Raw genomic sequence first — 25,687 nt, 5'->3', positions numbered from 1 at the left:
CCCGACCCTGTGTCGGGGTTTTTGTTTTCATGTAGGAGAGGCTCATGACCCAAGTCACCTCGGCGCAAGCCAACAAGATTTTGCAGGCCGCACTGTTCACGGCGGCCAACCGTTCTCACTCGCTGGTGAACATGCTGACCGAAGAGGCCCCCAAGGGCGCCAAAGTCAACGGCGGCAAACAGACCAGTGCCGGCGCCCCCGTGGTGCGCATCACCGACCTCGGCAAAGGCGCCGGGGATGAAGTGGACATGCAGCTGTTCCACCAACTTTCTGGCCGCCCGACCATGGGTGACAAGAAGCTGGCAGGGCGCCTCGAGAGCATGTCCTTCGCGGATTTCTCGCTCAAGATCAACCAGACCCGCCACGGTGTGGACGCGGGCGGCAAGATGAGCCAGAAGCGCACCAAGCACGACTTTATCAAGACGGCTCGCGTGCTGCTGGGTGATGGCTACTACGGCCGCCTGGTTGACCAGCGCGGCTTTGCTCAGCTGGCCGGTGCCCGCGGCGATTACTCGGCCACCGATATCATCCTGCCGCTGGCCGATGATCCCGAGTTTGCCGACATCATGATCAACGAGCTGACCGCGCCGACCTACGAGCGCCACTTCTTCGGCGGTGATGCGACCAGCTTCGAAGCTCTCGATGCGGCGGATCGCTTCAACCTCGGCTGTGTGGACAACATGGCGCTCTACCTGGCCGAGATGGCCAACCCCATCCAGCCGATCCGCATGGTGGCGGACCCGTCCGGTGGTGAGCCGCTCTACGTGCTCTACGTGACCCCGCGCCAGTGGCACGACTTCTACACCTCCAGCTCCGGCAAGGACTGGAACGCCATGCTGGCGGCGGTGGCGGAACGAGCCAAAGGCTGGAACCACCCCATCTTCCGCGGGGAAGGCGCCATGTGGCGCGGCATCCTGGTCAAGCCCTACAAGGGCATGCCGATCCGCTTTAACCAGGGCAGCATCGTCAAGGTGTGTGCGGCCAACTCCGCGACCGGGGTGGAAGTGAACAAGGTTGCGGGCACCCTGATCGACCGCGCCGTGCTGCTGGGCGGCCAGGCGCTGGCCAATGCCTTTGGCTCTGGCGAGCAGGGCGGTTCCTTCGGCATGCACGAAGAGAAGACCGACCACGGCAACAGCACCGAGATCTCCATCAGCTGGGTGTCCGGTCTGCAGAAGATCCGCTTCAAGCAGCGCAACGGCAACATTCAGGACCATGGCTGCATGGTGCTGGATACCGCGGTGAGCGCCATCGCCCGCTAAGCCGCTGACCATTGGGGCTTCAGGGCCCCATCCAAACACTTTCTGACCAGACAAGGAGCCATATCATGGCCAAGACTACCCTGCTCGCCCGAGCGTACCGCTGGTTTGTCGGCGCGTTCGGCAACCTCTCTATCTCTCCGACCCTGGTGGCCAAGCTGGCGGCTGTGCCGTCTGGCGATGTTGTCGCATACGGCGACAAGGTGGAGCCCAACCTGAAAGTGGTGGGTGTGACGATGTTCAGCACTGCGCTGGGCGCGAGTACCACCATCACCGCCAAGATCGGCGACACCACCATCATCAACGCCGAGAGTACGGTGGGGACGGTGGCAAAGTATTACCCGGTCGATGACCTGATGACCGAGCCTGACCAGGAGCTCACCCTCACGGTTGGCGGGGGCGCTGCGACGGGAACCGTCAAGCTCAAACTGCATTACGAGGTAGTCGGCAACCTGTAAGGCAGCCGATCACTGTCCGCCCGGCCCCGTGCCGGGCTTTTCGTTTCTGAAGAGGAGTCATCGCCATGAGCGACAAGATTGCCGTGGTTTATATCGGCGACAAGCCGAGCAAGAAGGATACCGTCACCGGCAGCCGCCTGGTGTTCCCGCGCCATACCGCGGTGGATGTGGAGAGTCACATCGCCATGCAACTGCTGGAGTTCCCGAGCGTCTGGATCCGCCATGAGGCACTGGCAGGCGAACTGGAGCGGCAGGAGGTCACTGCCCAGGCTGCTGCCGACGAGCAGGCGCGCCTCGCCGCTGAAGCTGCACGCCTGGCCGAAGAGCAGAGCATGGCGGTCGGTGAGCGTGACCTGGCCAAGATGACCTCTGCCCAACTGGCCACCTTGGTGGAGGGGGAAGACCTGGATATCGAGCCGCAGGGCCCGCAGGAGAAGGTGCCCGAATACCGGGTGCGCGTGCGTGATGCCCTGAAGGCCAAGCTGGCAGAGCAGGGGGAATAGCATGCAGATGGTGTCGCGTGAGCAGTTCCTGCCCACCATCAGGCTGCACATCACCGGCCCGCTCGAAGTCATGCTGGGTGAGGCCGTCACCGAGGCGGCCATCACGTTCTGCCGGGAGTCGGCCTTGCTGACCCTTGACCGACTATTGCCAAGCGCGTCAGCCGGCAGCCTGGTGGAGGTCTGCAACATCAGCGGGATGACATCGTGCAATGTGCTGCACCTGACCGGTGAAGGGGGTACGCCATTTGTCAGCGGGCGAGACTTCTTTGCCATGTCGGCCAATGAGCTGAGCATCCTGACTGATCTCAGCGATGCGCGGATCTGGTATGTGGCTGCCCCGGTCAAAGGTGCCACCGACCTCCCAGCCCAGCTCTACCACGATCACGCCGATGCCATTGCCCATGGCGTCGCAGCCTTGCTCTATGCCCAGCCAGACCGCCCCTGGTCTGACCCTAAGCGAGCAGGATACCACCGGGCTGAGTTTGTCGAAGGTTGGCGTCGCGCTGGCCGGTTCCGCAAAGAGCACAGTGCCCCGACCCAGGTCGAATTCCACAACCCGTCCCGTAAACACTCATTTTTCTAAAGGACCCCACACATGGCAACCGTTACCGTTGACTCGATCCTGAAGCGGGTAAACACCCTGCTCAACGATCGCACCTGGGTTCGTTGGCCCAAGCAGGAGCTTCTGGACTACTACAACGACGCCGCCAAGGCCATCGTGCTGATGCGTCCGGATGCTCATACCAAGAACGTCCAGTTCAGCTGCGCGGCTGGCACCAAGCAGAGCTTGCCGGCAGATGCCCTGCGGCTGATCGAGGTGCTTCGCAATGCCGATGGAAAGGTGATCCGTTTCGTGCCGCGGCGCGCCCTCGATGACAGTTACCCGGACTGGCATGCTGGCAAGGATGGCACCAGTGTGGCCGCCTACACCTATGACGATCGGGACCCCAAGAACTTCTATCTCTACCCGGGTCCTGCCGCCGCGGTGAAGGTGGATGTGATCTACTCCGTGGCGCCGCAATCCAAGGTGCTGACGGACGTGGAAAACGTGGGCACACCGGCGCTGGCCGATCTGGATGACATCTACATCAACCCGCTGATCGACTTCATCATGTACCGGGCCTTCTCGAAGGACTCCGAGTACAGCGCCAACTCCAATCGGGCTGTCGGCCACTACAACGCCTACCTGCAGCAACTGGGTGAAAAGACCCAGGTTGATACCAACTTGGAGCAGCGCAAGTCCGAAGGCTTCTCCCGCGTGACCGGGCAGTAAGGAGGCGTCATGGCTGGAGTGTGGAAGCGTGACGGCACGGTGGCCGTCACCAATGGCAACAAGAAGGTGACCGGCACCGGGACGACCTTCGCCGATACCAAGAATGGGGTGGCCAAGGGCCACCTTTTTTGTATCACCAGTGGCACCTCGGTGGATTTCTACGAGGTGGACTACGTAGTGTCAAACACCGAGCTGTATCTGGTGCAGGCCTACCGTGGCACCACTGCCACAGGCAAGGCTTACGAGGTCATCACGACCTTCTCCGACTCCATTCCGGAGTTCGCCCGCCGCATGACAGCCATGCTGGGGGTCTACCAGGGGCAGTCAGATGTGATGCAGTTGCTGTTGACCAGTGACGCTGCCAGCGTGACGGTGACCGCACCTGATGGCACTAGTCACACCCTTGTCCCCTGGAAGAGGGTCACGAGCGAAGGAGAGGGGCAGGCGGCCCGTGCCAAGCTGGAGGCCGACAAAGCGGCTTCCAGCGCGGAAGAGGCCAAATCAGCGCCTAGAGCCGCCATTCCATATATGGACTTTCCGCGCTACGGCATCAATGGAAAAGCGCCAACGCTTTCTCTCGATTTCATTAAGGCAGAGCACCGCATTTATGAAGGTATGGGGGTTGGGTTTAATCTAAAGCCTATTGCCAGTGTCATGGCGTTTAGTCGCACTGGGGGTGCTGTTGCGCATGGGCCGACCTTGATGGAGTCGGTTGCCGACAACGTGATGCGGGTCGCCTATCAGCGTGGTGTGAAGCTAGGTGGCGTTGTTGAGCCGCAATCAACGAACCTGATCACCTATTCGGAGGATCTATCTAACACGGCCTGGCAGAAAACGCGGGCAACAGTTGAGGTGCTGGCAGGGGCATCCCCTCGTGGGAATCCTGCTTACAAGATAGTCCCATCCACGGATGATGGGGCTCATTATATAGCCAGGGTTTATACGCCACCGGGTTCTGGTTCGCATGTGTTGAGCTTCTATGCCAAGTCAGCTGGATATACAGGGGTTGGTATATACCTCAAAGGGGTGCCGGCTGTTGCTGGTAGCGTAGACATTGCATCAGGCGCTATTCGGGCCGGGTCAGCGGGAAACATCACGGCTGATGATATGGGTGATGGGTGGTGGCGAATTTCAATAACAACCCCTGTTACCTCTGGGGTGATGGCTGACATCCATATCCTGGCGCTACCTAATGGGGGAATGATGTGGACCGATGCCTATCAGGGAAATGGGTCATCTGGGATTCTGGTATGGGGTATTCAATTAGAAGCGGCATCCATCGCAACTAGCTACATGGCGACTACTGATGCCCAAGTTACTCGGCCTCGTGAGCTACTGCGGAGGGACTTGTCATCCAACCTGTTGTCACGGTCCCAGTCTGTCGTTTTTGTTGGGCGAAAGCAGCTGGGGATCACTAATGTTTTTTGGTCATTAGATGATGGAGCCGATGGCGATAAGGTAATTCTTGAGTCCGACACGTCAGGCGGCTTGATTCGTGCCAAAGTTTTCGTTGCTGGCGCGGAAGTGGCCAGGGTTAATGGGCCATCAATCAATACTCCTGCGCTGCGATTTAAAGCTGCCGTTGCGTATGACAATGCCTCAAAACGCCTGTCACTGGCGGTAAACGGGGTGCTGTATTCAGCATCAGTCGGTACATCCGCCATCTCAAACACGATCAATAGGCTGAGCGTAGGCTGTACCGTTGGTGGATTTGGTCAGGGCGGTCAGCCTATCGAACAGTTTGCCGTGCTTCCTTCAGTGCTGGCTGATGCCGAGCTTATTGAGGTGACCAAGTGACCCGCCACTACTGCACGGGGCTTGGCCCCGTTTCTCCTGGTACTAACAGCTGCTGCAAGCGGCATGACAACGACTATGGCGCCAAGGGCACGGTTTCCCGTGCCGAGGCGGACCGGCGCCTGCGGCAGTGCATGACTGCCCAGGGGAAGCCGCTACTGGCCAAGCTGTTCTGGGCCGCCTGCCGCGTCGGCGGCTGGTATTTCTGGAAGGACAAGACCCATGATTGATCTCTACCTCAAGGCCGGCAGCAAGTCGGCCATGAACGCAGCCCTTTCGGCGGCAGGTTTCACGCTGGACAGCGACAGTGACACACTCTACCACCCCGCCGCCGCGCTCGATGTGATCGGCACCATCTACCAGCCCACCGGCGAGGTGACCCTGGTTGATGGCCAGGAGGTGCCCGTCACCGCCCCGGTGTCTGGCTACCATGTCAACGTGCGCACCACCTCTGACGAGCTGGCCGCCGCCCTGGGTGCCCTGCGTACCTACCCGGTGACGCCCGTGCGATTGTGGGCCTGAGTTCGGCGCTTGCCTCCTGACGCACCCGGCGTTAGGATTTACCCATCATGGCCCCGCTCTCCCGAGTGGGGCTTTTTCGTTTCTGCCTCCCTGAGATCCCCATGCCCGTACTCGATATCGTCACCATGCGAGGGACTATGCCGCGCGTGGCGCCACACCTCTTGTCTGATGAAGTCGCGGTGATTGCGCGTGACTGCCATTTTGACCATGGCGTTATCTCCCCGCTGGAGGATGACGCCAGTGCTGGTGTGGAATTGCCCATCGTTCCTACCACCCTTTTTCACTATGGCCAGCACTGGTTCGCCTGGAACAAGGTGGTGGAGGCTATTCGCTCCCCGATTGCCCAGGATCCGTATGGCCGGGTTTACTACACGGACGGTGAGTATCCCAAGGTGACCCATGCCCAGATCGCTACTGGCGGCGGCAACAAGCCGACGGCGTGGTATCGACTGGGCATTCCAGCACCAGGTGTTCCGGTCGGGATTGGTACCATCACCCCACCTGTTGGTGGTGTGGATGATGATCTGACCGATGACGAAACCCGCTTCTATGTGGATACCTTCGTTACTGCGATGGGGGAGGAGGGCCCCCCGGGCCCGGCCAGTGGAAAGGTGGATATCGGGATCCCAGGGTCATCCGTCACCTTGATGCTGAGCCCGCCGACGGCCCAGAACAGCAACATCACCAAGCGTCGGATTTACCGGTCAGTATCCGGTGGCGGCCTTGCCGATTACCTGCTGGTTGCGGAGCTGCCGATCGCCCAGGCGTCGTTTGTCGATACCCGGGAGGATGGGGAGCTGGGCGCCGTGCTGGAGACCTACAACTACACCATGCCGCCGGATGGCATGCGTGGCATGTGTCAAATGGCGAATGGCATGTGTGCCGGGTTTGCTGGTAACTCCCTCTACCTGTGCGAGCCCTACCTTCCCTACGCCTGGCCGGAGAAGTACCGGCTGACCACTGAGCACGACATCGTGGCGATCGCTGCCATGGATACCACCTTGGTGATCGGGACCAAGGGATACCCTTATCTTGCCCAGGGCGTGAGCCCGGCATCCGTGACCACTCAGAAGCTGAGCCAACTGCCGCAGTCCTGTGTCAGCGGTCGCTCTATGGTCGCCATGGATGGGGTGGTGCTCTATGCCTCCCCGGACGGGTTGGTCGGCATCGGCGCCAACGGTGGGCAGGTGGTGACCGAGCAGATCATCACCCGCAAGCAGTGGCGCGCGATGAAGCCTGAAACTATGCGGGCATGGCACCACGAGGGCAAATATGTGGGCATGACTGACACTCACGCATTCATTTTTGACCCGAAAAGTGGCGACTTGCGTGAGCTGACGAACCGGTGGGATGCGGCTGTCTCCGACATGGAGAGCGATTCGCTGTTCGTGGCCAAGGGCCGCAGCTTGCAGATATGGCGGGGCGGGAGTGCCAACAACGGTCAGTTCGTCTGGCGATCGAAGCGATTTATGGTGCCAGAGGGGACGTCGTTCAGTTGCTGCAGGCTGCTGGCTGCGGACATCAGCCAAGTGGGGATCAAGCTGTTCGTTGACGGGGAGCAGGTAATGGAGCTTGCCCCAGGCAACTTGGTGCAGGGGGCCTTCCGCTTGCCACCTGTGCGCGGCCGGCTGTGGCAGATAGAAGTCTTTGGCACCTCGGTGGTGAGCCGTATCACCCTCACGAGCAGCATGGCGGAGATGGTGAACTGATGGCTAAGAAACCCGCATATCGCGCCGGTCGTGACCAGGCCGCAACAGCCGAGAACGTGGAGCTGCTCACCGGTCAGCGTGGCGATCGCCTCGATAAAGCCGTGACCTTCAGGGAGCTGTCAGCCCTGGGGTTGTCCACGCTGCGCCCCGGTGCGGGTGGCGTGTACGTCCCCGGCAAGAACCCGGACCTTTTCCCTGCGGGCCAGATGGAGTTTCCCCACGCCCCGGTCAACGTGATCGCCAATGGCGCGTTTCACACGGTCCTGGTGGAGTGGGATCCGCCGCGGTACCGGGGGCATGCTCACGCCGAGATCTGGCGAGCGGAGAGCAATAACCAGTCCGATGTCACCCTGGTTGGCACTTCGTCCGCAAACCTTTTCTCTGACGCCATTGGCAAGGGCGCCACATTTTACTACTGGGTTCGCTTTGTCAACGGCAAGGATGATAGGGGGCCCTTCCAGGGCGCACAGGGCGTTGAGGCTGCAACCAGCCGAGATGTGCAGGACATTCTCGACGAACTGCAGGGGAAGATAGAGGAGAGCCACTTGGCGCAGGCGCTGCTGGCGCCAATAGAGCAAGTCCCCCAACTTCAGCTGGACGTTGCGATCCTGAAGCCCAAGGTCGATGAAATCGAGGTCATGCGCCCCAAGGTCGATGAGATCGATCTCATTCTCCACAAGGTGGATGAGATCGAGGTCATTCTCCCCAAGATTGATGAAATCGAGGTGATTCGCCCCAAGGTTGCCGCCATCGAGGACAAGATCCCCGGCATCGAGCAGGAGCTGGCCGGGCTGGATGAGCGCCAGAAGGTAGCGCAAGAGCTGCTGGATGATGCCCAGCAGCAGCTTGGGATGTCGAGCATTGAGCTTGGTCTGGTGCAGGACCGCCTCAATGCCAAGCTGGACAAGTACAAAGGCGACTTTGACTCGTTCCGGGATGCCGTATTTGTCATCGACCCAGAAAACGGCAGCATGACCATGGATGCGGTCAATGCGGTGCGGGAGGAGATGCGGACTTCTATCACTGAAGTCCATCTGGGGCTCGATGCCGTCGCCGGCCAGATCGACAGCAAGGCCGACAATGTGACCGTGGATAGTCAGGGCTCGCGTCTCACAGAAGCAGAGCAGCGCATTAATGGTCTGGATGCCAGCCTGAGTCAAACGGTCACCAAGGGGGAGTTCACTGACGAACAACAGCGGGTCACCCAGATTGGACAGGAGCTCAACGCCACAAAAGGGGAGTTGACCCAGAAGGCCACCCAGCAAGAGGTGGACGAGCAGGGCCAAAGGCTGGCCAACGCAGAAAGCAAGCTGACGGTGCATGCCGATGCTCTATCCACCCAGGCCCAGCGAATCGACGGCTTGCAGGCGACCGTCAGCAGTAGCAGCGAAGAACTGGACGCCAAGATCACTGAGTTGGCTCGCGTGACGGCTGATGCCAACGGGGTGGCCGCACAACGCATCGATGGCCTGCAGGCCACTATCAGCAGCAGTGATGAAGAGCTGGACGCCAAGATCACCGAGCTGGCGCGCGTGACAGCTGACGCCGATGGCGTTGCCGCCCAGCGAGTCAGCGGACTGGAGGTGAGGGCCAGCGAGGCGGAGGGCAAGATCCTAGCGCTGGAGGAGGTTATCGAGTCGGAGGGCGGGATCACTGCCGGGCGGTTTGATGAAATTCAGGTCGAGATTGAGCTGGCAAAGGATAAGGCGGAGGGGGCTGCCGATGTCGGCCAGGCTGCCATTGATGCCGCGCTGGCCGGTGATGAGCGGGATAGGGAAAATCGCAGCGCATTTGGCACCATTCGCACCCAGCAGCAGGTAATCGTGGATGAGCAGTCTGCTCAAGCCAAGCGCATCACCGATATGAACGTCAAATTTGAGGGGAGGGATGCCAACACCCAGGCACGTATCAGCGGCGTGGAGGAAGTTATTGCCGACGCCGGTAGCGCGCTGGCCCAGCGCATCGACGACCTGAGCGCCTCAACAGACACAGCCCTTGATGAGACGATCGCCACCATCAAGGCACTGGAGAAGGTATCGAGCGACGCTGACGCTGCGCTTGCACTGAGCCAGGATCAGATGCGCGTCGAGATGATTGAGGCTGATAACACGCTGAGTGCAGATATCGCCAGTGAGTCTGAGGCCAGGGTCACCGCTGATGAGGCCATCTCGAGGAGGGTGTCTGAGGTTGAGGCGCAGTTCAGCAGCGACCTTGATGAGGTGACTGCGAGGGTGGCGGCCGAGGAGTCGGCCAGGGCGAACCAAGACGAGGCGCTTGCCCAGCAGATCAGCACTGTAGATGCTGCGTTTAAGGCCGCGGATACGGCGCTGTCTGCCTCACTCGCTGAGTCCAGCAAAGCCCTGGCAGATGCCCAGCAGGCGCTGGGTGAGCGTATCAGCACCATCGATGTAACGGTCGGGGAGAACGCGGCCAGCATCACCGAGCTGCAGCGAGTCGTGGTGAGCAATGAGGAGTCGCTGAGCCAGCGCCAGGACAAACTGGAGTCAGAGGTAGATATCGGCGCCGCCAGTCTGGTCGAAGGCGCCCTGGCCGGTGATGAACGTGACCGGGAGAACCGCAAGGCTCGCGGCACCATCCTCCTGCAGCAGAGCACGTTGGCAAATCGGCAGGAGGCGCAGGCCAGGACCATCGAGCAGCTGACCGCAGAGTTTGATGCCGAAACGGCAGATCTGAAGGCGCAGATCACCAACGAGCAGTTGGTCAGGGCGACGAAGGATGAGGCTCTGTCTCAGCAGATCAGTGTTGTTGATGCCGAGTTCAAGGCGGCCAATGCGGATACCAATGCCGTTATCAGCGCGCTGGAACAATCGAGCGCATCGGCAAACGAAGCGTTGTCTCTTCGCCAGGATCAACTTGCTGCCGCGCTTTCAGATGCTACTGCCGAGCTTGTCGCAAACATCACCCAAGAGGAATCAGCCAGGGTCACCGCCGATGAGGCCGTTTCGAGGCGAGTTGCCGAAGTGGAGGCGCAGTTCAGCAGCGACCTTGATGAGGTGACTGCGAGGGTGGCGGCCGAGGAGTCGGCCAGGGCGAACCAAGACGAGGCGCTTGCCCAGCAGATCAGCACTGTAGATGCTGCGTTTAAGGCCGCGGATACGGCGCTGTCTGCCTCACTCGCTGAGTCCAGCAAAGCCCTGGCAGATGCCCAGCAGGCACTGGGTGAGCATATCAGTACCATCGATGTGACAGTCGGGGAGAACGCGGCCAGCATCACCGAGCTGCAGCGAGTCGTGGTGAGCAATGAGGAGTCGCTGAGCCAGCGCCAGGACAAACTGGAGTCAGAGGTAGATATCGGCGCCGCCAGTCTGGTCGAAGGCGCCCTGACCGGGGATGAACGCGACCGGGAGAACCGCAAGGCTCGCGGCACCATCCTCCAGCAGCAGAGCACGTTGGCAAATCAGCAGGAGGCGCAGGCCAGGACCATCGAGCAGCTGACCGCAGAGTTTGATGCCGAAACGGCAGATCTGAAGGCGCAGATCACCAACGAGCAGTTGGTCAGGGCGACAAAGGATGAGGCTCTATCTCAACAGATCAGCGTTGTTGATGCCGAGTTCAAGGCGGCCAATGCGGATACCAATGCTGCCGTGGCTGCTGAAGTGCGGGCGCGTAGCGATGCTGATAGCGCGCTGGCTGAACAGTTGTCCACGATGGATGCAGAGTTCAAGGGGGCTGAGCAGACCCTGGCTGCCAGCATCGATGAAGTGTCACGGGTCAGCGCCGAGGCAAGCCAGTCCCTTTCTGAGCAGTTGAGTCAGGTGAAAGCCACTGCTGAATCGGCGGGCGCCGCTGCATCCGGCGCTCAGGAAAGCGCGGATCAGGCAAAGCTAGATGCTGCAGAGGCGGCTGGGATTGCCAATGGGAAGGGGAAGGTGATCATTCAGCCGGTTGCCCCAGGCGCCAGCGACCAGCTTGCTCAGAACCTCTGGATTGACACCAGCAACGGCATCAACACCCCGAAGCGATGGGGTGGCTCTGGCTGGATCGCCGTGACCGACAAGGCTGCAATCGACGCAGCGCAGGCAGCCGCCGCAGCGCAGGAGGCTGCGGATCGGGCGAATCAGGGCGTTGCCCAGAACAGTGCGGCCATCAACAACGAAGCGAAGGCGCGGGCTGACGCAGATTCGGCCATGGCCCAGCAGATCCAGCAGGTCACGGCGAACTATCAACAGGGGGATCAGCAACTCGCCGGCCAGATCACGGCGGAGTCGGTCGCCAGGGCAAATGCCGTGCAGTCGCTTGGTAGCCAGATCAACACGGTCTCGGCGGTCGCTGGCAGCAAGAACAAAACCTTTTTCCAAGCCTCTGCTCCCAGCACCGGCATGGGTACCGGCGATCTGTGGTTCGACACCGACAGCAACAATCGGCCATACCGTTACAGCGGCACGGCCTGGATAGCCACCGACGACCCCCGGATTGCTGCCAATGCGGCCTCCATACAGACCCAGAGTCAAGCGATTGCCAACTTGCAAAATGGGGCTCAGGCAATGTGGACGGCCAAAGCCAGTGCTGGCCAAATCACCGCCGGGATCGGCCTGATTGCCAAGTCTGACGGCACAAGTCAGGTGGCTATCTCTGCCTCTCAGGTGTTCGTTTTCAACCCGAACAGCTCAACGCCAATGGCGCCGCTGTTTGCCATCGACAACGGCCAGGCTGTCATTGCGGAGGCCATCATCCGCAAGGCCACCATCCAGATCCTGACCTCAGAGAAGCTCACCGCCGATTATGTGAAGGCTGGTGTCAGCATCAGCACCCCCTTGATCAACGGGGGGCAAATTGACATGGGGAATGCTTTCCTGTCTGGAGGCGCCGCTGGCTTCGGGAAGGGTGGCCCCTATTCTGGATGGGGGTGGGGCTGGTACACGATGATCTATGCGGACGGTAGTATCTATACCAACCGACTCCGTGCCGAGGGTGGTTATGTGAAAAACATGACCATGAACAACTGCACGATTGCTGCTGACTGTGAGGTGCTGGGGACGCTGGAGGCGGATCGGATTGTGGGTGATATCACAAGGATGATCAGGGCGTCAGGAAACTTCTCTTTGGCAGGTTACAAGAGAGCCAGGAACATGGTCTGTATCAAACCGCTAACAGGCATGGCAGAGGTTTCCGGGTCTGGCACCATAGGGATAATTTTGCTGTGCAAGCTGAATGGAAGCGAGGTGGCCAGGGCTACGTCAACAGCTTCGTTCCCGATGGGGACGAATAGGGCTCCAATGAGTGTGACCTTCCAAGATGCCTTTGTAATCCCGGCTGGTACTGCGACCGTCAACATCACTTTCGAAGTGGTGGCTTATCCTGGTTCTTCTATCCAGAACCAGCGACTAATGGGGGAGAGCCTATGGCTGATGGGACTATGGTGAGCGCTGCTTTGAAGCGCATCACCAGGGATACTGGGAGACCTAATCTTCCCCTCGAGCTGCAAGACGCCATCCGTAACCGGGTGGCGTTTTTGTTTGTGCGTGGTGATGACGGGTTTGTGCTCAAGCCGCAGGCCGAGGATGGCGTGATCGGTGTCTTGGTCTGGGTGGGGTGGGGGGATGGCGGTGCCCCTGAACGGTACCTACCGGAAGTGAAGCGTCTGGCGCGACTTATAGGAGCACGCTGGCTGCGTTTCCACTCAGTGCGTAAGGGGTGGCTCAAAGTTGCGCCAAGAATGGGATGGGTCCGTCAGTCGGATGATGCTGACGGGTTCTATGTGTTTCAGATCAACCTGTGAGGGGTGGGTGATGGGGAAGGGCGGTTCGAACGAAATCAAGGAGACCGAGGCTCAGAAGGCTGCGGCCGGTGTGGCGATGGAGCAGTGGGATCTCTACAAGAACGACCTGCAGCAGTATGAGGACCTCTTCATGGAGAAGGTGGATGACCTTAACAGCGAACGAGAGTACGACAAGCTGGCGGGAACCGCGTCGCTGGGGGCGACAACTACCTTTGGCGAGGCCAGGAAGGGGCAGGCTGACGCCATGGCTGCCGGGGGTATCGACCCGACCAGCGGGCGGTACCAGGAGACGATGGCAGGGCTTGAGACAGATCAGGCACTGAGCCAGACGGACACGGCCAACCGAGCTCAGTCAAGCCAGCAAGACAGGCATGTGGCTGGCCTAAAGGATGTGGTGAGCATCGGTGCAGGGCAGAAGGCGGAGTCCCTGGCGGGCATGGGGGATGTGGCCACGACCAGCCTGCGTAAGTCGGTGAGTGATGCACAGATCTCGTTCCAGAATCGACAAGCTACGGCCGGCATGGTTGGTACCGTAATGGGGGCGGGGGCGTCATATGGCCTGAGCAATCTAAAAGCGCCGGTAGCAACGGAAACCAAGAAAATCAGTCCTACAGCGTCGGTGCTGCAGGGCAAAGGTTACTAGGGGGATAGATGGGATACGCAGCAGACACTTACGCCAAAATCACCCGAGAGCAGTACCAGGACTGGAAGACACGCTTCTATCCCAAGCAGCAGGAACTGATGGAGCTGGCCAACAACGGTCAATTGCTGCGGGAGCAGCTTGGCCGGGTGGACGAGAACAACACCAACGCTCTGCGCTCCGCCCAGCAGGCCACGGCTAATCGCAATGCGCGCATGGGGGTCAACTCCGGCAACAACACCAGCGACAACAGCCAGGGGCTGCGCATGGCCCTGATGACGGCGGGTACCGAGAACGGGCTGCGTGAGCAGGAGCAAGCTCGTCAGATGGGGATCCTGACAGGGGCTGACGCCGGGTTACGCGAGGCAATCAAGACAGGGGGGCAGGGCTGATGGGCTACGGGATTTTGGATATCGGCGCCCAGACGCGCCAACAGGGGATGGCCGGGCTGCGTGATGCAGCCAATCGTGAAAATGAAATTGAGGCTGGCAACAAGCAGCTCAAAGCGCAAGAGAAGCAGGCCAAAATGTCCGCAGTGGGGACAGGGGCGGCCACTGGCGCGATGATCGGCGCGTCTTACGGGTCGGCTGGCGGCCCTGTCGGGGCGATTATCGGCGCGGGTGTGGGCTTTCTGGCAAGCAGCTTATTTTGAGGAGAGTGGGGATGGGCATTTCAGGATTGGCCGAAGGCTTTCTGGCCGGGTTCAACACCATGGACCGCTATCAGCGTGGCCAGAAAGAAGATGAGCGGCTGGACAAGGCCATGAGCCTGCGGGATGCCATGTGGCAAAACGAGCAGGAGCGGCAGAAGGTGGCAGACGAGCGCTACCAGGGGGAGCTGGAGTACGGCAAGGGGCGCGATAAGCTGGCTGATGCCCGTTATGATCGACAGCTCGCCCTGACCGAGCGGCAGGTGAAATCGTCCGAGGCGCGCGCTGGTGCTGCTGAACGGCGTGCCACAGCACAGGAGGCTCGCCAACAGCAGGAGTATGAGTGGCAGAAAGAGCAGCGGAATAAACAACTCTTCCAGCAGGAGAATTTGCCGATCATCCAGTCTGGTTGGCAAGCTGTGGCCGAGGGCAAAGACCCAGGCCAGCAATTTTGGGGGGTAGTGCGTGATCCGCGTGCAGGCTCGTTCAACCCTGAGCGCTATCTGCAGCAGGATTATGCCGAGGCTGGCAAGACCTTCGTCACCTATGCTGGAAACCTGGTGCGCCAGTCACAGGAAGGAAAACTGGACCCCAGCACGCCGGAAGGGCACGCCGCGGTCAACAACCCGCAATTTATCAAGGCCGCCGGCACCCTCTACCAGGATGAAGTCAGCAAAGGGGTGGGCGATATCGACCCGGAAAGCGGCAAGACCATCACCGACAAGCAGTTGAACAACATCATGATCACCCCGGACGGACGTGGCGTGGTGTTGGGGGTGGAAGTCACCTATGACGACGGTAGCAAGGCTGTTCGCCCGGTCACCAACAACCGCACCTCGGCACCGGATGATCATCCCAAGGTCATCCCCATCAACGACTTCCTGAAGCCGGCCTACCAGCGGGCGGCCCTGGCCAAGCACATGATTGGCAATGCCGATCAGCTGCGCACCTCTCTCGGCCTGACGGCTGGGCCTGACCAGGCTGGCTACAAGAAGGCGGTCACCGAACTGGAGAAGCAGCACGGCCAGAACAGGGCGCGCATCTCTGCCAGCAATGCAGAGGATAAGGACCTGCAACAGGAGGCGCTGGACGCCCAGCTTGAGCAGAGCAAGGCCGCCCTGGCTGACACCTACGGTATGACCAGCAAGGCGGATGCGCCCAGACAAGAGGCTCCCATCAAGGAGTGGACTGGCGGCGATCCCGAGCGCCTTCAGTTCGTCAAGGAGGCCAACCAGCACGGTAAGCTAAGCGGTCTGCTGGATAACCCCACCAGGATGAACACCGCCTTTGAGATGTGGCGCCAGCAGGCAGCCAAGCAGAGACAGGCTGAGCAGGCGGCGGTCACAGCTAATCGACTGCGAGACACCGAGGCCAACGCCTATCAGGCGATGGGCCTGGCTCAGGCACGCCGCTAGTTGCCTTTCACCCACCCCAGCGTTAGCATCTCCCCATAGTCGGCCAGTCTGCATGCTGACCGCCCACCCCACAAAGCCCTGATCGGTTACCCGGTCGGGGCTTTTCTTTTTGCCAGAATCCGAGGACACCATGGAAAAGCCTGGACTGCGTGACGCCCTGCCACAGCCGCAACAATCTGACACCCTCAATGACCCCTTCTGGGGAAACCTGGATAGCAGCCTGTCTGCTGCCGAGGCTGCACCGCCCCAATCTGCCCACCCGGCCGCCAAGCGCGACCTTGATGTCGGTCTGGGTGATGTGGCGCGTGGGGTGGGTGCGGGCGCATTGGAGCTGGTAGGCGGCATTGGCGAACTGGCAAGGCAGGCCAGCAACTTCGGCAAGGAGAATGCTGGCAAGCAGGGTGGGGATTATCTGGAGCAGGCCCGCGCCAATATGGCCAACAAGCTGAGCCCTGTGCTGGATGCGGTTGCGGGCGCAGGTGACCTGGCCCAAGGGGGAGCCGAGTCGCTAACCGAGGGAATGAGTGCGGATGCCAAGGAGGCCATGGGGCGCCGGCTGGTAGATGAAACACCGGAAGGCCGTTTGACCCTGGGGGATGGTGCAGGGGATATCGATGTCTGGGCCATGAAAATGGCGCAGGGGGTTGGCTCCTTGCTGCCGACCCTGGCGGCTGGCGGCGTCACAGGGTTGGCAGCCAAAGCCTCTATTGGCCGTGCGGTCACCGCGACCATGCTCAAGCGTGGCGTGACCCAGGAGGTGGCCGAAGCAGTGGCGGCTAAGGCCGTATCCAAAATCGCCACCGGCGCCGCTGTGACTACGGGGGCGACCGGGTCGGTTGGCAGTGCGGGGATGAACGCCAAAGAGTCCGTGCTTACGATGGGCTATGACGAGTTGGCTGCGAGCGACACCTTCCGCCAATCCTTCACCCGCATCGACCAGGATCAACAAACGGCACACCTCTCCGACGAGGAGAAACTGGCAATGGCCCGGGAAGAGACGGCCAACGTTGCCAGTCGCGCGACCATGAGCGATGCCAAGACCTGGGGCGCGGCTGCCATGGGGTCCATGATGGGTGACGCCATGCTGTTCAAAATGCTGGCAGGTAAGGCTGCGGCTGGCGGCATGCTGAAAGGGGCTGCCAAAGGGGCGCTTGGCGAGGGGATCGGTGAGACCCTTGAAGAGGGTACTCAGCAATACGCAGTGAACGAGGCGCTGAACAAGGTAGCCGCTGCCGACATCGACCCGATGAAAGGCGTGGTGTCGAGTGCGCTTGAGGGTGGCATGATCGGGATGGGTACCGGCGGAGCGGTGGGGGCGGTTGGTGGATTGCGAAGCGGTAAGCATGCCGATGGCCAGGAGCAGGGCACCAAAGATCCGCTCTCTGACCCCGTATCGGTGATGATGGATGATGCGGCTTCTACTCCAGCTGCGGAGCCCATGCCTGCAGCTGATCTTACTCCGACCACTGAGCATGATCAGATGGTACAGCCTAATCTGGCCGCTGCCGTGGATGGTCTGACGGATCCACTGCAGGCAAGTAGCGAGCAAAACCCACTCGGCCCCAGCCCAAGCCAGTTCGACGAAATGAGGGATGTGCCAGCATACCTACGACAGGACGATACTGCTGACCGGTTCAAGGGGCTGGCCCAGGATAGCGAGGTGCAGCGTGCCCTGGCTGGTGAGTTTGGCCCCTCAGTGCAGGAGCTGGTGACTATCCAGGTCCAGGGGGGTGAGCAGGGTAAGAGCCTCTATGAGCGTGTGCAGGGTGGTGAGCTGGGGACTGACCCCTTTGCTGGCAACAAGAGCGCCCTGCAGGTGGCGGTGGAGGGGCAGCGCCCTGCCTTGCCGCTCAAAGATGTGATCTTTGCCGGTGACGCCAATGCCAAGCACAAAGGGGACGGGGTGGCCGCGCCGGGTGACCACGATGATCGCCAGGCCGGACCCGGTCCTCAGTTTCGAGGCAGCGAGCGCACCCGGTGGCAGAGCGGGCAGGAGGGGGATCTGCTCCCGCCCGAAGCGGTTGCGGAGCAAGAAAATATCGCGCTGCCTGGGGCGACCATTGACGGGGATGGGCGCGAGGTTGGCACCGAGCTCCCGCACCGCGATGTGATCTATGGCAGCGATCAGCGACAGCCCGATGCTACGCAGATGAAGGGAGATGTGCCGGTCGGCGCTGAGACTGACAGCATCTTTGGCCCGCTCCAGACCTTGCGCATTACCCGCAAAGGCAAGCCCTTTGCCAGCGCGAAAGAGGCTGCCATGGCCAGCCGCAAGGGCAAGGAGACCCCGGTCCCCCTCAATGGCGGCGGCTTTGGCGTGGCCGAGATCGCCGAAGTGGAACAGGTGCGTGGAGCGCCATCCAACCCCGTAAACACAGCCCCTCAACAAGGCGTTGTCGAATCACAGCTCAGCGACATCAATGCCGGAGAGCTGGGTCAATTGTCAGATCTGACAGCAAAAGACGTCGGTGATGATGCGGTGGCCCCCCCGTTTCAGGCAAATGCCAACCAGCAGCAACTCGCGCCAGCTATCGATACCAGATACCGCGAGGTGATCCCCGCCAACCAACCACAAGCAGAGGTCAGCAATGAGCCAGTTGCCCCAGTACCTGCAATCGGCAGTGAACGACAAGGTGATCAGCCTGGCGCAGGCGAACCAGCTGCAGCGGGCACTGGAACAGCCCCTGCCGGGCTCACCGAGCAAACTGGAACCGGAGATCCGACAGATCTCCCTCCTGCTCTACCTGCACCAGATGGACAGCAGCAGAATGACCCAACACTGACAACCCCGGCCACTGATGCCGGGGTTGCTGTTTCTGGGCCCGCAACCTCGACGCCCTGGACAGAGATGGTCGATAACCCTGACGGTACCCTGACCTTGAGGGGGGAGGTGCCCGCCATCATGCAGTGGGCCAAGGATAACGGGGTGAAGGCTATCCCACGGCGGGATGGCATGTTGGTGGCCAAGGCGTCTGTGGCCAAGGTGCGGGAGGTCGCCATGGCTGTCGCCAGTGAGCCGGTGCAGCAGCTCGAAGCTGCTCGTGCCGACGTAGCGCCGGAGCCCACCGAGGCGCAGAAGGAGGCGGGGAACTACAAGAAGGGCCACCTCAAGCTGCAGGGACTGGAAATCGCGCTTGAGAACCCCAGGGGATCCATCCGTTCCGGTACCGATCGGGATGGCAAGGCGTGGCAGTCAACCATGGTCCATGACTACGGCTACATCAAACGCACCCTAGGGGCGGATGGTGATCACGTTGATGCGTTCATTGGTGATCAGCCCGATAGCGAGATGGTCTATGTGGTGGATCAGGTGGACCCCGGCACCGGCAAGTTTGACGAGCATAAAGTGATGATGGGCTTTGCCGATGAACAGGCTGCCCGTGCCGGCTATCTGGCGAACTACGAACAGGGTTGGGAAGGGTTGGGGGCAATCAAGTCCATGCCAGTGGATACCTTCAAGCGCTGGATAAAGGAGGGTGATACAACCAAGCCAGTCAAGGGGCTGCGTGGTACCGGCTCTGGTAAAGCTGATGTGAATGCGATGGTGGCGGCCGCTAAGGCCGAGCGTAAGGCCGAGCGCGCCAAGGCCATCGAGGCCGCGGGTACGGGTCATCCGGATTTGGATGAGGTGATCGCCACCTTCAGCAAGGAGCCAATCCGCAACGATCGCAACGCCTCGCTTCCAGCTCAAAAGAAGGTTTACGACACCATCAAAGATGCACGCGGACTGCATGACGCTTACCGCTTCAGCACACTGCTTGATAGCAACTGGCAGAACGATCGAGACGAAGCCATCAAACTCGCCAAGGATGTGTATTCAGAGATAGGCGCCAAGGCAAGTAGCAAGCTGTCCGCAGCCAAACCAGTGCCAGCAGCAGGCAGCAAGGAGACCATCACCGACTTTGGTCAGAAGATTGGTGGAGCCCGCAAGGATGTGTGGGCCGCTTACCGGGACAGCGTGCAGGGTGAAACGGTCGAGGAGATCAAGACGCTGCCGTTGTCCAAGGCCTGGCCGGCACCAGACTACCAAAAGCTGATCGACGGTGGGGTGCCCCCCAAGGTGGTGGCCATCATTCGCGCTGCCCGCGACAGCATCCCGGCCAAGCCGAAGATCGGCTGGAGGCTGCAGGGCTGGGCTGATGCCGTCAAGAATTTGCGGGATGCCTCGCTTAGCATGCTGGACGATGAAGTGATGGCGAAGGAGGTGCAGCAGCGGATTGCAGACTCAAAATTGCACCTGGCTCGGGGCGTGGTAAGTCGCGCCGAGCTGTATGAGGCGGTGGGGCACCAGCGCAGCCTGGCCGACCTCAAGCTGGAGCGCGGCGAGTACAGCCTGTTCGGGGGGGTGAAATACGATCCACCCAAGACGATTTGGTCGGTCCAGCGCGAGGGTAACTCCAGCGCCATGGGGGCCTGGCCGCGCATGCTGGCCCAAGGTGACACCAAGCAGCAGGCCATCGATGCCTTCAAGCGCCAATACGAGGCGTTGACGGCCGAAGCCAGCAAGCCCAAGGCGATCAGCTTCGATATCTACAGTCATGGCGCAGGCAAGGGCTGGGTGGTCGGCAAAAAGGTGGGCCGCAACTATCTCGATCTGAGCCCGCCTTTTGAGAAAGTGGGAGATGCTCGCGCCTACCGGGAAGAGCATCAGGATGAGCTGGTCGCCAAACTGGCGCAGCGCAAGGTGATCCCGCTCGAGCGCCGAGATATCAATCAGCCACGTGTGGGCGAGGACATGCGTGCTGGTCAGGATGTGACCATGGAGCAGTTCGCCAATGCCTTTGGCTTTAGGGGGGTGGAGTTTGGCAACTGGGTGGAGAAAGGCCGCCGCCAGCAAGACCTCAATAATGCCTATGATGCCATGATGGATCTGGCCGCCATCATCGGGGTGCCGCCCAAGGCCCTCTCCCTCAACGGCGAGCTGGGGCTGGCATTTGGGGCGCGGGGCACGGGTGGCATCACGCCCGCTGCCGCCCACTATGAGCGGGGCAAAGTGGTCATAAACCTGACCAAGATGAACGGCGCCGGCTCGCTGGGCCACGAGTGGTGGCATGCGCTCGACAACTATTTCTCCCGCCTGCGGAGCGAGGGCGCCGACTACATGAGCGAGGCGCTGGATGTCAGCCTAGCTGCACGTGGCAGCGCCTTTGCTCACCGAGGATCGGTGCGCAAGGAGATGGTGGAGGCCTACGGTGCTGTCATGCGCGCAATCAAGCAGACCTCGCTCAAGGCGCGCTCACAAAAACTCGACAGCCGTCGCAGCAAGGCATACTGGACCACAGATGTGGAGTTGTCAGCGCGGGCCTTCGAGTCATATCTGATTGCCAAACTACAGGATCAGGGTGCCAGCAACGACTACCTGGTCAATATCGTCAGTGAGTCGCAATGGGACGCCGAGGCAGCGTTGGGGGTGGAGCTGGAGGGGAGCTATCCCTATGCCACGGCGGGTGAGGTGCAGGCCATTCGCGCCGGGTTCGACCAGTTCATCGATACCCTGGAGCACCGGCAGGATGGGGATCGCACCATCCTGTTTTCCAAACAGGCTATGGCCCAGGGTGACAAGCCAGCCAAACACCTTACCCGCAAAGAGGCGGAGCTGGTCACCAAGGGGTGGTTCAATCAGTACCGCGGCGCCGCCGGCATTGATGTGAAGATCCACGCCACTCAGGGGGAACTCGAGGGGGCTCTGGGACTGGATACCAAGGAGGGGTTGATCCGGCGTGCGGCGTTTGACGACGATGCCGGCACCCTGCACGTGGCTGCGGACACCATTTCCGACCCCAAGCGGATGCGCGAGATCCTTCGCCATGAGGTATTGGCCCACTACGGCCTGGCCAACGTCCTGGGTGATGGGGAATACACCAAGCTCATGAGCCGCCTCATCCAGTCGCAAAAGGACCCCAGCATGAAGCCGGTGTGGGACTGGGTAAACACCCATTATGCCGACGAGGACATCGGTACCAAGGCCGAGGAGGTGGTCGCCCATCTCGCCGAGCTGGAGCAAGGAGCGTGGGGCCGAGGTTGGGATAGGGTGGTGGCCTGGGTCACCCGGGCGCTGCGCGCTGTTGGCTTTGTACCGGATGGCATCACCGCTGCGGAGACCCGCGCCCTGATCGAGGGGCTGGGTAAGAAGTTGCAGCGCACTGGCCCTGAGGACAATGGCCCCGATGGTGGCAAGAAATTCAGTCAGGAGGATGCTCAGGCGCCGATCAAGAAAGGTGGTGTCAGGATGAGCCAGACGGCCACCGCTGCAGACAAGGCCATGGGAAAGCTGAATCTCGGCGCAAAGCCCGACATCATCGACAAGTCCAAGGCCAATCTGGACAAGCTGCGCGCGGTTGACCGTAGCGTGGTGGAGTCCTGGGTTGACCGCTTCATCAAGAAGGCCAACACCGAGGTGCTCGACGCCCTAGCTCCCATCAAGTATGCCGAGGATGCCGCAGGCATAACTGACGCGGCAGACTCCGGCTATGTGGCTGCACGCATGGCGACCGGGGCGGCCTCCACTATGCAGGCCACCATGCTTTATGGCCTGCCGGAGTGGAAGGACGGAGTGATCCAGCGTAAGGCCGGCACTGGCGAAAAAGATGCCCTGCTCGGTATCTTCTCTGATCTGGGGAGTGACCTTCACAACTGGCTTGGCTGGATGGCTGGTCACCGGGCGGAGATCCTACTGGCTCAGGGACGCGAGAACCTGCTCGATGCCAATGACATTGCTGCGCTCAAAGCCCAGGGCAAAGGCAAAGAGGCCAAGTTCATGGAGGCCAAGGCCCGCTGGAACCGCCTCAATGCCGCCACCCTTGATCTGGCGCAGGAGGCAGGACTGTTTACCCAGGAGGCGCGGGCTGAGTTTGAAAGCGAGTGGTACATCCCCTTCTTCCGTGAATCTGACGATGGCGATGTTATTGCCCCCTTCAAGCCGAGGGGCATTGCCAACCAGAATGCGGGCATCAAGAAGCTCAAGGGCGGGGAGGCCAACACCAACGATCTGCTCGAGAACATCTTCACCAGCACCAGCAAGCTGATCGACGCCTCCATGAAGAACATGGCGGCCCAGAAGACGGTTTGGAACCTGGCTGACACCGGCATCATCGAGGTAGTTGCCAAACCCAACATGATGGATTGGCGTGCTCTCAAGAATGGGAAAGACCTGATCACCGTGAAGTTGGAGGGGGAGGACTACATGATCCGGGTTGAGGATCCGGACCTCTATCGCGCCATGACCTTCTTCGATCGCCAGCCGTTCGGCGCCATGGTCAACGTGGCCGCCAAAGCCAAGCGCCTGCTGACGGCTGGGGTCACAGCGTCACCCGAGTTCATGCTGCGCAACTTCTTACGCGACTCCCTCTCCAGCTGGGCAATCAGCAAGGATGGCTTCAAGCCGGTGATTGGCTCTATTCGTGGGGTGAAGAAGACCCTGGCGATGGATGGTAGCACCATCGATGTGATGTTCAGCGGGGCCAGCTTCCTGGGTGGCTACGTCAACGGCAATGACCCTGGGGCTATGGCCGATACCGTGCGCAAGTCGCTGCGGCGCAAGGGGATGACTCCGGAGCAGATTACTCGTTATGAGAAGTCCATCATCCGCAATGCGGCGCATGCCAAGGGCGTGGTGGCTGACGTGTGGGAGAAGTACAGCAGGCTTGGTGAGGCGGTGGAGAATGGCAACCGTGAGGCTGTATATGATGCGGCCATCAAGGCAGGCAAGAGCCACGCCCAGGCGGCATTCGAGTCGAAGGATTTGATGGACTTCTCCATGCTGGGGGCGGCCCGCGCCATTCAGGGGGCGGCCATGATCCTACCGTTCTTCAATGCCCGCCTACAGGGGCTTGGCAAGTTGACGCGGGAACTGCGTGATAATCCGCGCGAAATCGCCAAGCGGGCTGGCATGATCACTGCCATGTCACTCGGACTGCTGGCCACCAACTGGGACGATGAGCGATATGAGGAGCTGCCGGACTGGGACAAAGACGCCAACTGGCACTTCTTTGTCGGCGATCAGCACTTCCGGATCCCCAAGCCGTTCGAGATTGGGGTGATGTTCGGCACCATCCCGGAGCGCATGGTGCGTGCCCTGGGTGACAAGGACACCGGCGCCCAGTTCGGCAAGGCGGTGGCCAGGGCGATCGGGGACACCTTCGCTCTGAACCCGACTCCGCAGATCGTCAAGCCGATGGTGGAGGCTGCTTTCAACTATGACAGTTTCCGGGGCGGCCCTATCGACAGCCCGCAGGATCTGGCCGTACGTGCCGAGGCGCGCTACAACGAACAGACCAGCCTGCTGATGCGGGAGCTTGGCGAGATGTCTGGCTTATCACCAAAGCAACTGGAGCACCTTGTGATCGGCTATACCGGCACCATGGGCAGCTATGTAATGGCAGCAGCTGATGGCCTGATCCGTGCGGCCAGACCGGGAGAGTCAGCAGCCTGGCGCGCCGACGAGATCCCACTGGTGAAAGCGGTGTACCGCGGCACCGGGCCGGCCAAGTCTACCCAGCACATGGAAGAGTTTTACCGGATGCTGAGCGAGGTAAACCAGCTCAAGCGTACAGTGGACCAGTACCGCAGCGAGGGGCTGACAGATAAGGCCAGTGAGTTGCTGACGGAACAGGGTGGGATCCTCAAATCACGCCGTAGCCTGAGCCGCACGCAGCAGCAAGTTAGGGTGGTGCGCAACAAGATAGAGCTAATCCAGCGTGACAAGATCATGGGGGCTGAGGAGAAGCGCCGGCGCATCGATGAGCTGCTGGCTCGTCGTAATGACCTCGTGTACCAGGCAGTCAGTACCAACCGGCGGAACTGGGAATAGCGGCCCTGCCATGGTCATATTGATGGAAGTAGACTGAGGCCTTTATCTATGGGGCTCAACCATGTGGCTGTTGCTTGCGATCGGATGCATGGTGCTGGCGCTTAAAGCGTTCAGCATCAGTTTCACCCTGGCACTGATACCTTTTGCTGCCGGGTGCTGGTGCTTCAGTAAGTCCAGTCGCGATGACCTGGACACCTTCATGGCGTTCAGTTTCTTAGCTGCCTTGATAGGGTTTGCGTTGAACGTTCTCACTAGTATCTGGTGAAATTGAGGCCACAGCTTCGTGAAGGACATGATACATGAAGGGGCCACGGCCTCTTTTTTAATACCCAAAGCGGTCCAAAAATGATAGATTCGCCTTGTAACTGTATGTCTATACAGTGCTTCACAGCCGAGAGGCTGAGAGAGAAAGGGAGACATTGGATGGCACCATCATTGGTAGAACTAGAAGAGTTTATCGAGACATTGGATTTGACGCCTCAGGAGGAAGATAGATTCGCGCGCATTCTTGAAAAACTTCGCGATGAAACCACAGCGTCGTAATGATGTGGAAGGATTCGGATTAGCCCGCCACTGTGCGGGCTTTTCTATGTCTGCAAAGCGGGAATTTCTTGGGGCAATTTTGGGGCAAAACGAGAGGGAAAATACGGGGAAATGGGGGGGGATTGACCTTAATACGTGTTGTGAAAAAGCAGTTAAATCACAGGTATGGCGCGCCTTTCGGGCGGTTTCAGCTTACACGATGATGTTGTTGCTGCTTAACAAAGGAGATGTCCCGGGTTGTCTGTCAAATGGCGCGCATTATGGCACAGATCCCCCGAAAGTTTTAGCAAGAACTGTGATCGAGACCCATTGCAAGGGGGGAATGTGACGGGAAAGGCGCCACTCGCTGGTGGGCCGGGAAAGAGGCGGCGAG

At 60.4% G+C, this 25,687-nt stretch carries 17 protein-coding genes; all 17 read left to right on the top strand.

Features of this window, described 5'->3' with window-relative positions; all coding sequences use genetic code 11:
- Positions 1-44: 44 nt before the first annotated feature.
- The 17 genes from ACB039_RS02950 (at position 45) to ACB039_RS02870 (ending at position 25,642) form a co-directional block, all read left to right on the top strand.
- Entirely contained in the window at positions 45-1,262 is a 1,218-nt protein-coding gene (locus ACB039_RS02950) for a DUF4043 family protein (RefSeq protein WP_371165105.1), read from the top strand.
- Positions 1,263-1,327: 65 nt separating this feature from the next.
- Positions 1,328-1,717: a hypothetical protein gene (locus tag ACB039_RS02945; RefSeq protein WP_371165104.1), complete on the top strand. Its 390-nt coding sequence runs from the start codon at positions 1,328-1,330 to the stop codon at positions 1,715-1,717.
- A gap of 65 nt (positions 1,718-1,782) precedes the next feature.
- The gene (locus ACB039_RS02940; RefSeq protein WP_371165103.1) at positions 1,783-2,220 is read left to right on the top strand and encodes a hypothetical protein; all 438 of its coding nucleotides are present in this window, start codon (positions 1,783-1,785) and stop codon (positions 2,218-2,220) included.
- Between the two features lies 1 nt (position 2,221).
- On the top strand, positions 2,222-2,803 hold the full coding sequence (locus ACB039_RS02935) for a hypothetical protein (protein WP_371165102.1): 582 nt from the start codon (positions 2,222-2,224) through the stop codon (positions 2,801-2,803).
- 12 nt (positions 2,804-2,815) lie between these two features.
- A complete protein-coding gene (locus tag ACB039_RS02930) occupies positions 2,816-3,493 on the top strand; it encodes a DUF6682 family protein (protein ID WP_371165101.1) in 678 nt (225 codons plus the stop codon).
- A 9-nt stretch (positions 3,494-3,502) separates the two neighbouring features.
- The gene (locus ACB039_RS02925; protein WP_371165100.1) at positions 3,503-5,290 is read left to right on the top strand and encodes a hypothetical protein; all 1,788 of its coding nucleotides are present in this window, start codon (positions 3,503-3,505) and stop codon (positions 5,288-5,290) included.
- Positions 5,287-5,517 carry a hypothetical protein gene (locus tag ACB039_RS02920; RefSeq protein WP_371165099.1) on the top strand — a complete coding sequence of 77 codons (231 nt, stop codon included), beginning with the start codon at positions 5,287-5,289 and terminating at the stop codon, positions 5,515-5,517. The genes ACB039_RS02925 and ACB039_RS02920 overlap by 4 nt, the downstream gene beginning before the upstream one ends.
- The gene (locus ACB039_RS02915) at positions 5,510-5,809 is read left to right on the top strand and encodes a hypothetical protein (RefSeq protein ID WP_371165098.1); all 300 of its coding nucleotides are present in this window, start codon (positions 5,510-5,512) and stop codon (positions 5,807-5,809) included. Before ACB039_RS02920 ends, ACB039_RS02915 begins: the two co-directional genes overlap by 8 nt.
- A gap of 101 nt (positions 5,810-5,910) precedes the next feature.
- Entirely contained in the window at positions 5,911-7,518 is a 1,608-nt protein-coding gene (locus ACB039_RS02910) for a hypothetical protein (RefSeq protein ID WP_371165097.1), read from the top strand.
- Positions 7,518-12,902, top strand: coding sequence for a DUF1983 domain-containing protein (locus ACB039_RS02905; RefSeq protein ID WP_371165096.1), 5,385 nt, complete (start codon positions 7,518-7,520; stop codon positions 12,900-12,902). Before ACB039_RS02910 ends, ACB039_RS02905 begins: the two co-directional genes overlap by 1 nt.
- Positions 12,881-13,258, top strand: coding sequence for a hypothetical protein (locus ACB039_RS02900; RefSeq protein ID WP_371165095.1), 378 nt, complete (start codon positions 12,881-12,883; stop codon positions 13,256-13,258). The genes ACB039_RS02905 and ACB039_RS02900 overlap by 22 nt, the downstream gene beginning before the upstream one ends.
- A gap of 10 nt (positions 13,259-13,268) precedes the next feature.
- Positions 13,269-13,901: a hypothetical protein gene (locus ACB039_RS02895; RefSeq protein ID WP_371165094.1), complete on the top strand. Its 633-nt coding sequence runs from the start codon at positions 13,269-13,271 to the stop codon at positions 13,899-13,901.
- Positions 13,902-13,909: 8 nt separating this feature from the next.
- Positions 13,910-14,290: a hypothetical protein gene (locus ACB039_RS02890; RefSeq protein WP_371165093.1), complete on the top strand. Its 381-nt coding sequence runs from the start codon at positions 13,910-13,912 to the stop codon at positions 14,288-14,290.
- Positions 14,290-14,550 carry a bacteriocin gene (locus ACB039_RS02885; protein ID WP_371165092.1) on the top strand — a complete coding sequence of 87 codons (261 nt, stop codon included), beginning with the start codon at positions 14,290-14,292 and terminating at the stop codon, positions 14,548-14,550. Before ACB039_RS02890 ends, ACB039_RS02885 begins: the two co-directional genes overlap by 1 nt.
- 11 nt (positions 14,551-14,561) lie before the next feature.
- Entirely contained in the window at positions 14,562-15,962 is a 1,401-nt protein-coding gene (locus ACB039_RS02880; protein WP_371165091.1) for a hypothetical protein, read from the top strand.
- A gap of 130 nt (positions 15,963-16,092) precedes the next feature.
- Positions 16,093-24,771 carry an LPD38 domain-containing protein gene (locus ACB039_RS02875; RefSeq protein ID WP_371165090.1) on the top strand — a complete coding sequence of 2,893 codons (8,679 nt, stop codon included), beginning with the start codon at positions 16,093-16,095 and terminating at the stop codon, positions 24,769-24,771.
- A gap of 523 nt (positions 24,772-25,294) precedes the next feature.
- The gene (locus tag ACB039_RS02870; protein ID WP_371165089.1) at positions 25,295-25,642 is read left to right on the top strand and encodes a hypothetical protein; all 348 of its coding nucleotides are present in this window, start codon (positions 25,295-25,297) and stop codon (positions 25,640-25,642) included.
- Positions 25,643-25,687 lie beyond the last annotated feature (45 nt).

The organism is Aeromonas sp. S2(2024), from assembly GCF_041402505.1.
Lineage (GTDB): Bacteria > Pseudomonadota > Gammaproteobacteria > Enterobacterales > Aeromonadaceae > Aeromonas > Aeromonas media.
This window is presented reverse-complemented; position numbering and strand designations above follow the sequence as displayed.

Coding starts and splice junctions, on each gene's coding strand:
- ACB039_RS02950 (WP_371165105.1), top strand. CDS start 45: ATGACCCAAGTCACCTCGGCGCAAGCCAACAAGATTTTGCAGGCCGCA.
- ACB039_RS02945 (WP_371165104.1), top strand. CDS start 1,328: ATGGCCAAGACTACCCTGCTCGCCCGAGCGTACCGCTGGTTTGTCGGC.
- ACB039_RS02940 (WP_371165103.1), top strand. CDS start 1,783: ATGAGCGACAAGATTGCCGTGGTTTATATCGGCGACAAGCCGAGCAAG.
- ACB039_RS02935 (WP_371165102.1), top strand. CDS start 2,222: ATGCAGATGGTGTCGCGTGAGCAGTTCCTGCCCACCATCAGGCTGCAC.
- ACB039_RS02930 (WP_371165101.1), top strand. CDS start 2,816: ATGGCAACCGTTACCGTTGACTCGATCCTGAAGCGGGTAAACACCCTG.
- ACB039_RS02925 (WP_371165100.1), top strand. CDS start 3,503: ATGGCTGGAGTGTGGAAGCGTGACGGCACGGTGGCCGTCACCAATGGC.
- ACB039_RS02915 (WP_371165098.1), top strand. CDS start 5,510: ATGATTGATCTCTACCTCAAGGCCGGCAGCAAGTCGGCCATGAACGCA.
- ACB039_RS02910 (WP_371165097.1), top strand. CDS start 5,911: ATGCCCGTACTCGATATCGTCACCATGCGAGGGACTATGCCGCGCGTG.
- ACB039_RS02905 (WP_371165096.1), top strand. CDS start 7,518: ATGGCTAAGAAACCCGCATATCGCGCCGGTCGTGACCAGGCCGCAACA.
- ACB039_RS02900 (WP_371165095.1), top strand. CDS start 12,881: ATGGCTGATGGGACTATGGTGAGCGCTGCTTTGAAGCGCATCACCAGG.
- ACB039_RS02895 (WP_371165094.1), top strand. CDS start 13,269: ATGGGGAAGGGCGGTTCGAACGAAATCAAGGAGACCGAGGCTCAGAAG.
- ACB039_RS02890 (WP_371165093.1), top strand. CDS start 13,910: ATGGGATACGCAGCAGACACTTACGCCAAAATCACCCGAGAGCAGTAC.
- ACB039_RS02885 (WP_371165092.1), top strand. CDS start 14,290: ATGGGCTACGGGATTTTGGATATCGGCGCCCAGACGCGCCAACAGGGG.
- ACB039_RS02880 (WP_371165091.1), top strand. CDS start 14,562: ATGGGCATTTCAGGATTGGCCGAAGGCTTTCTGGCCGGGTTCAACACC.
- ACB039_RS02875 (WP_371165090.1), top strand. CDS start 16,093: ATGGAAAAGCCTGGACTGCGTGACGCCCTGCCACAGCCGCAACAATCT.
- ACB039_RS02870 (WP_371165089.1), top strand. CDS start 25,295: ATGAAACCACAGCGTCGTAATGATGTGGAAGGATTCGGATTAGCCCGC.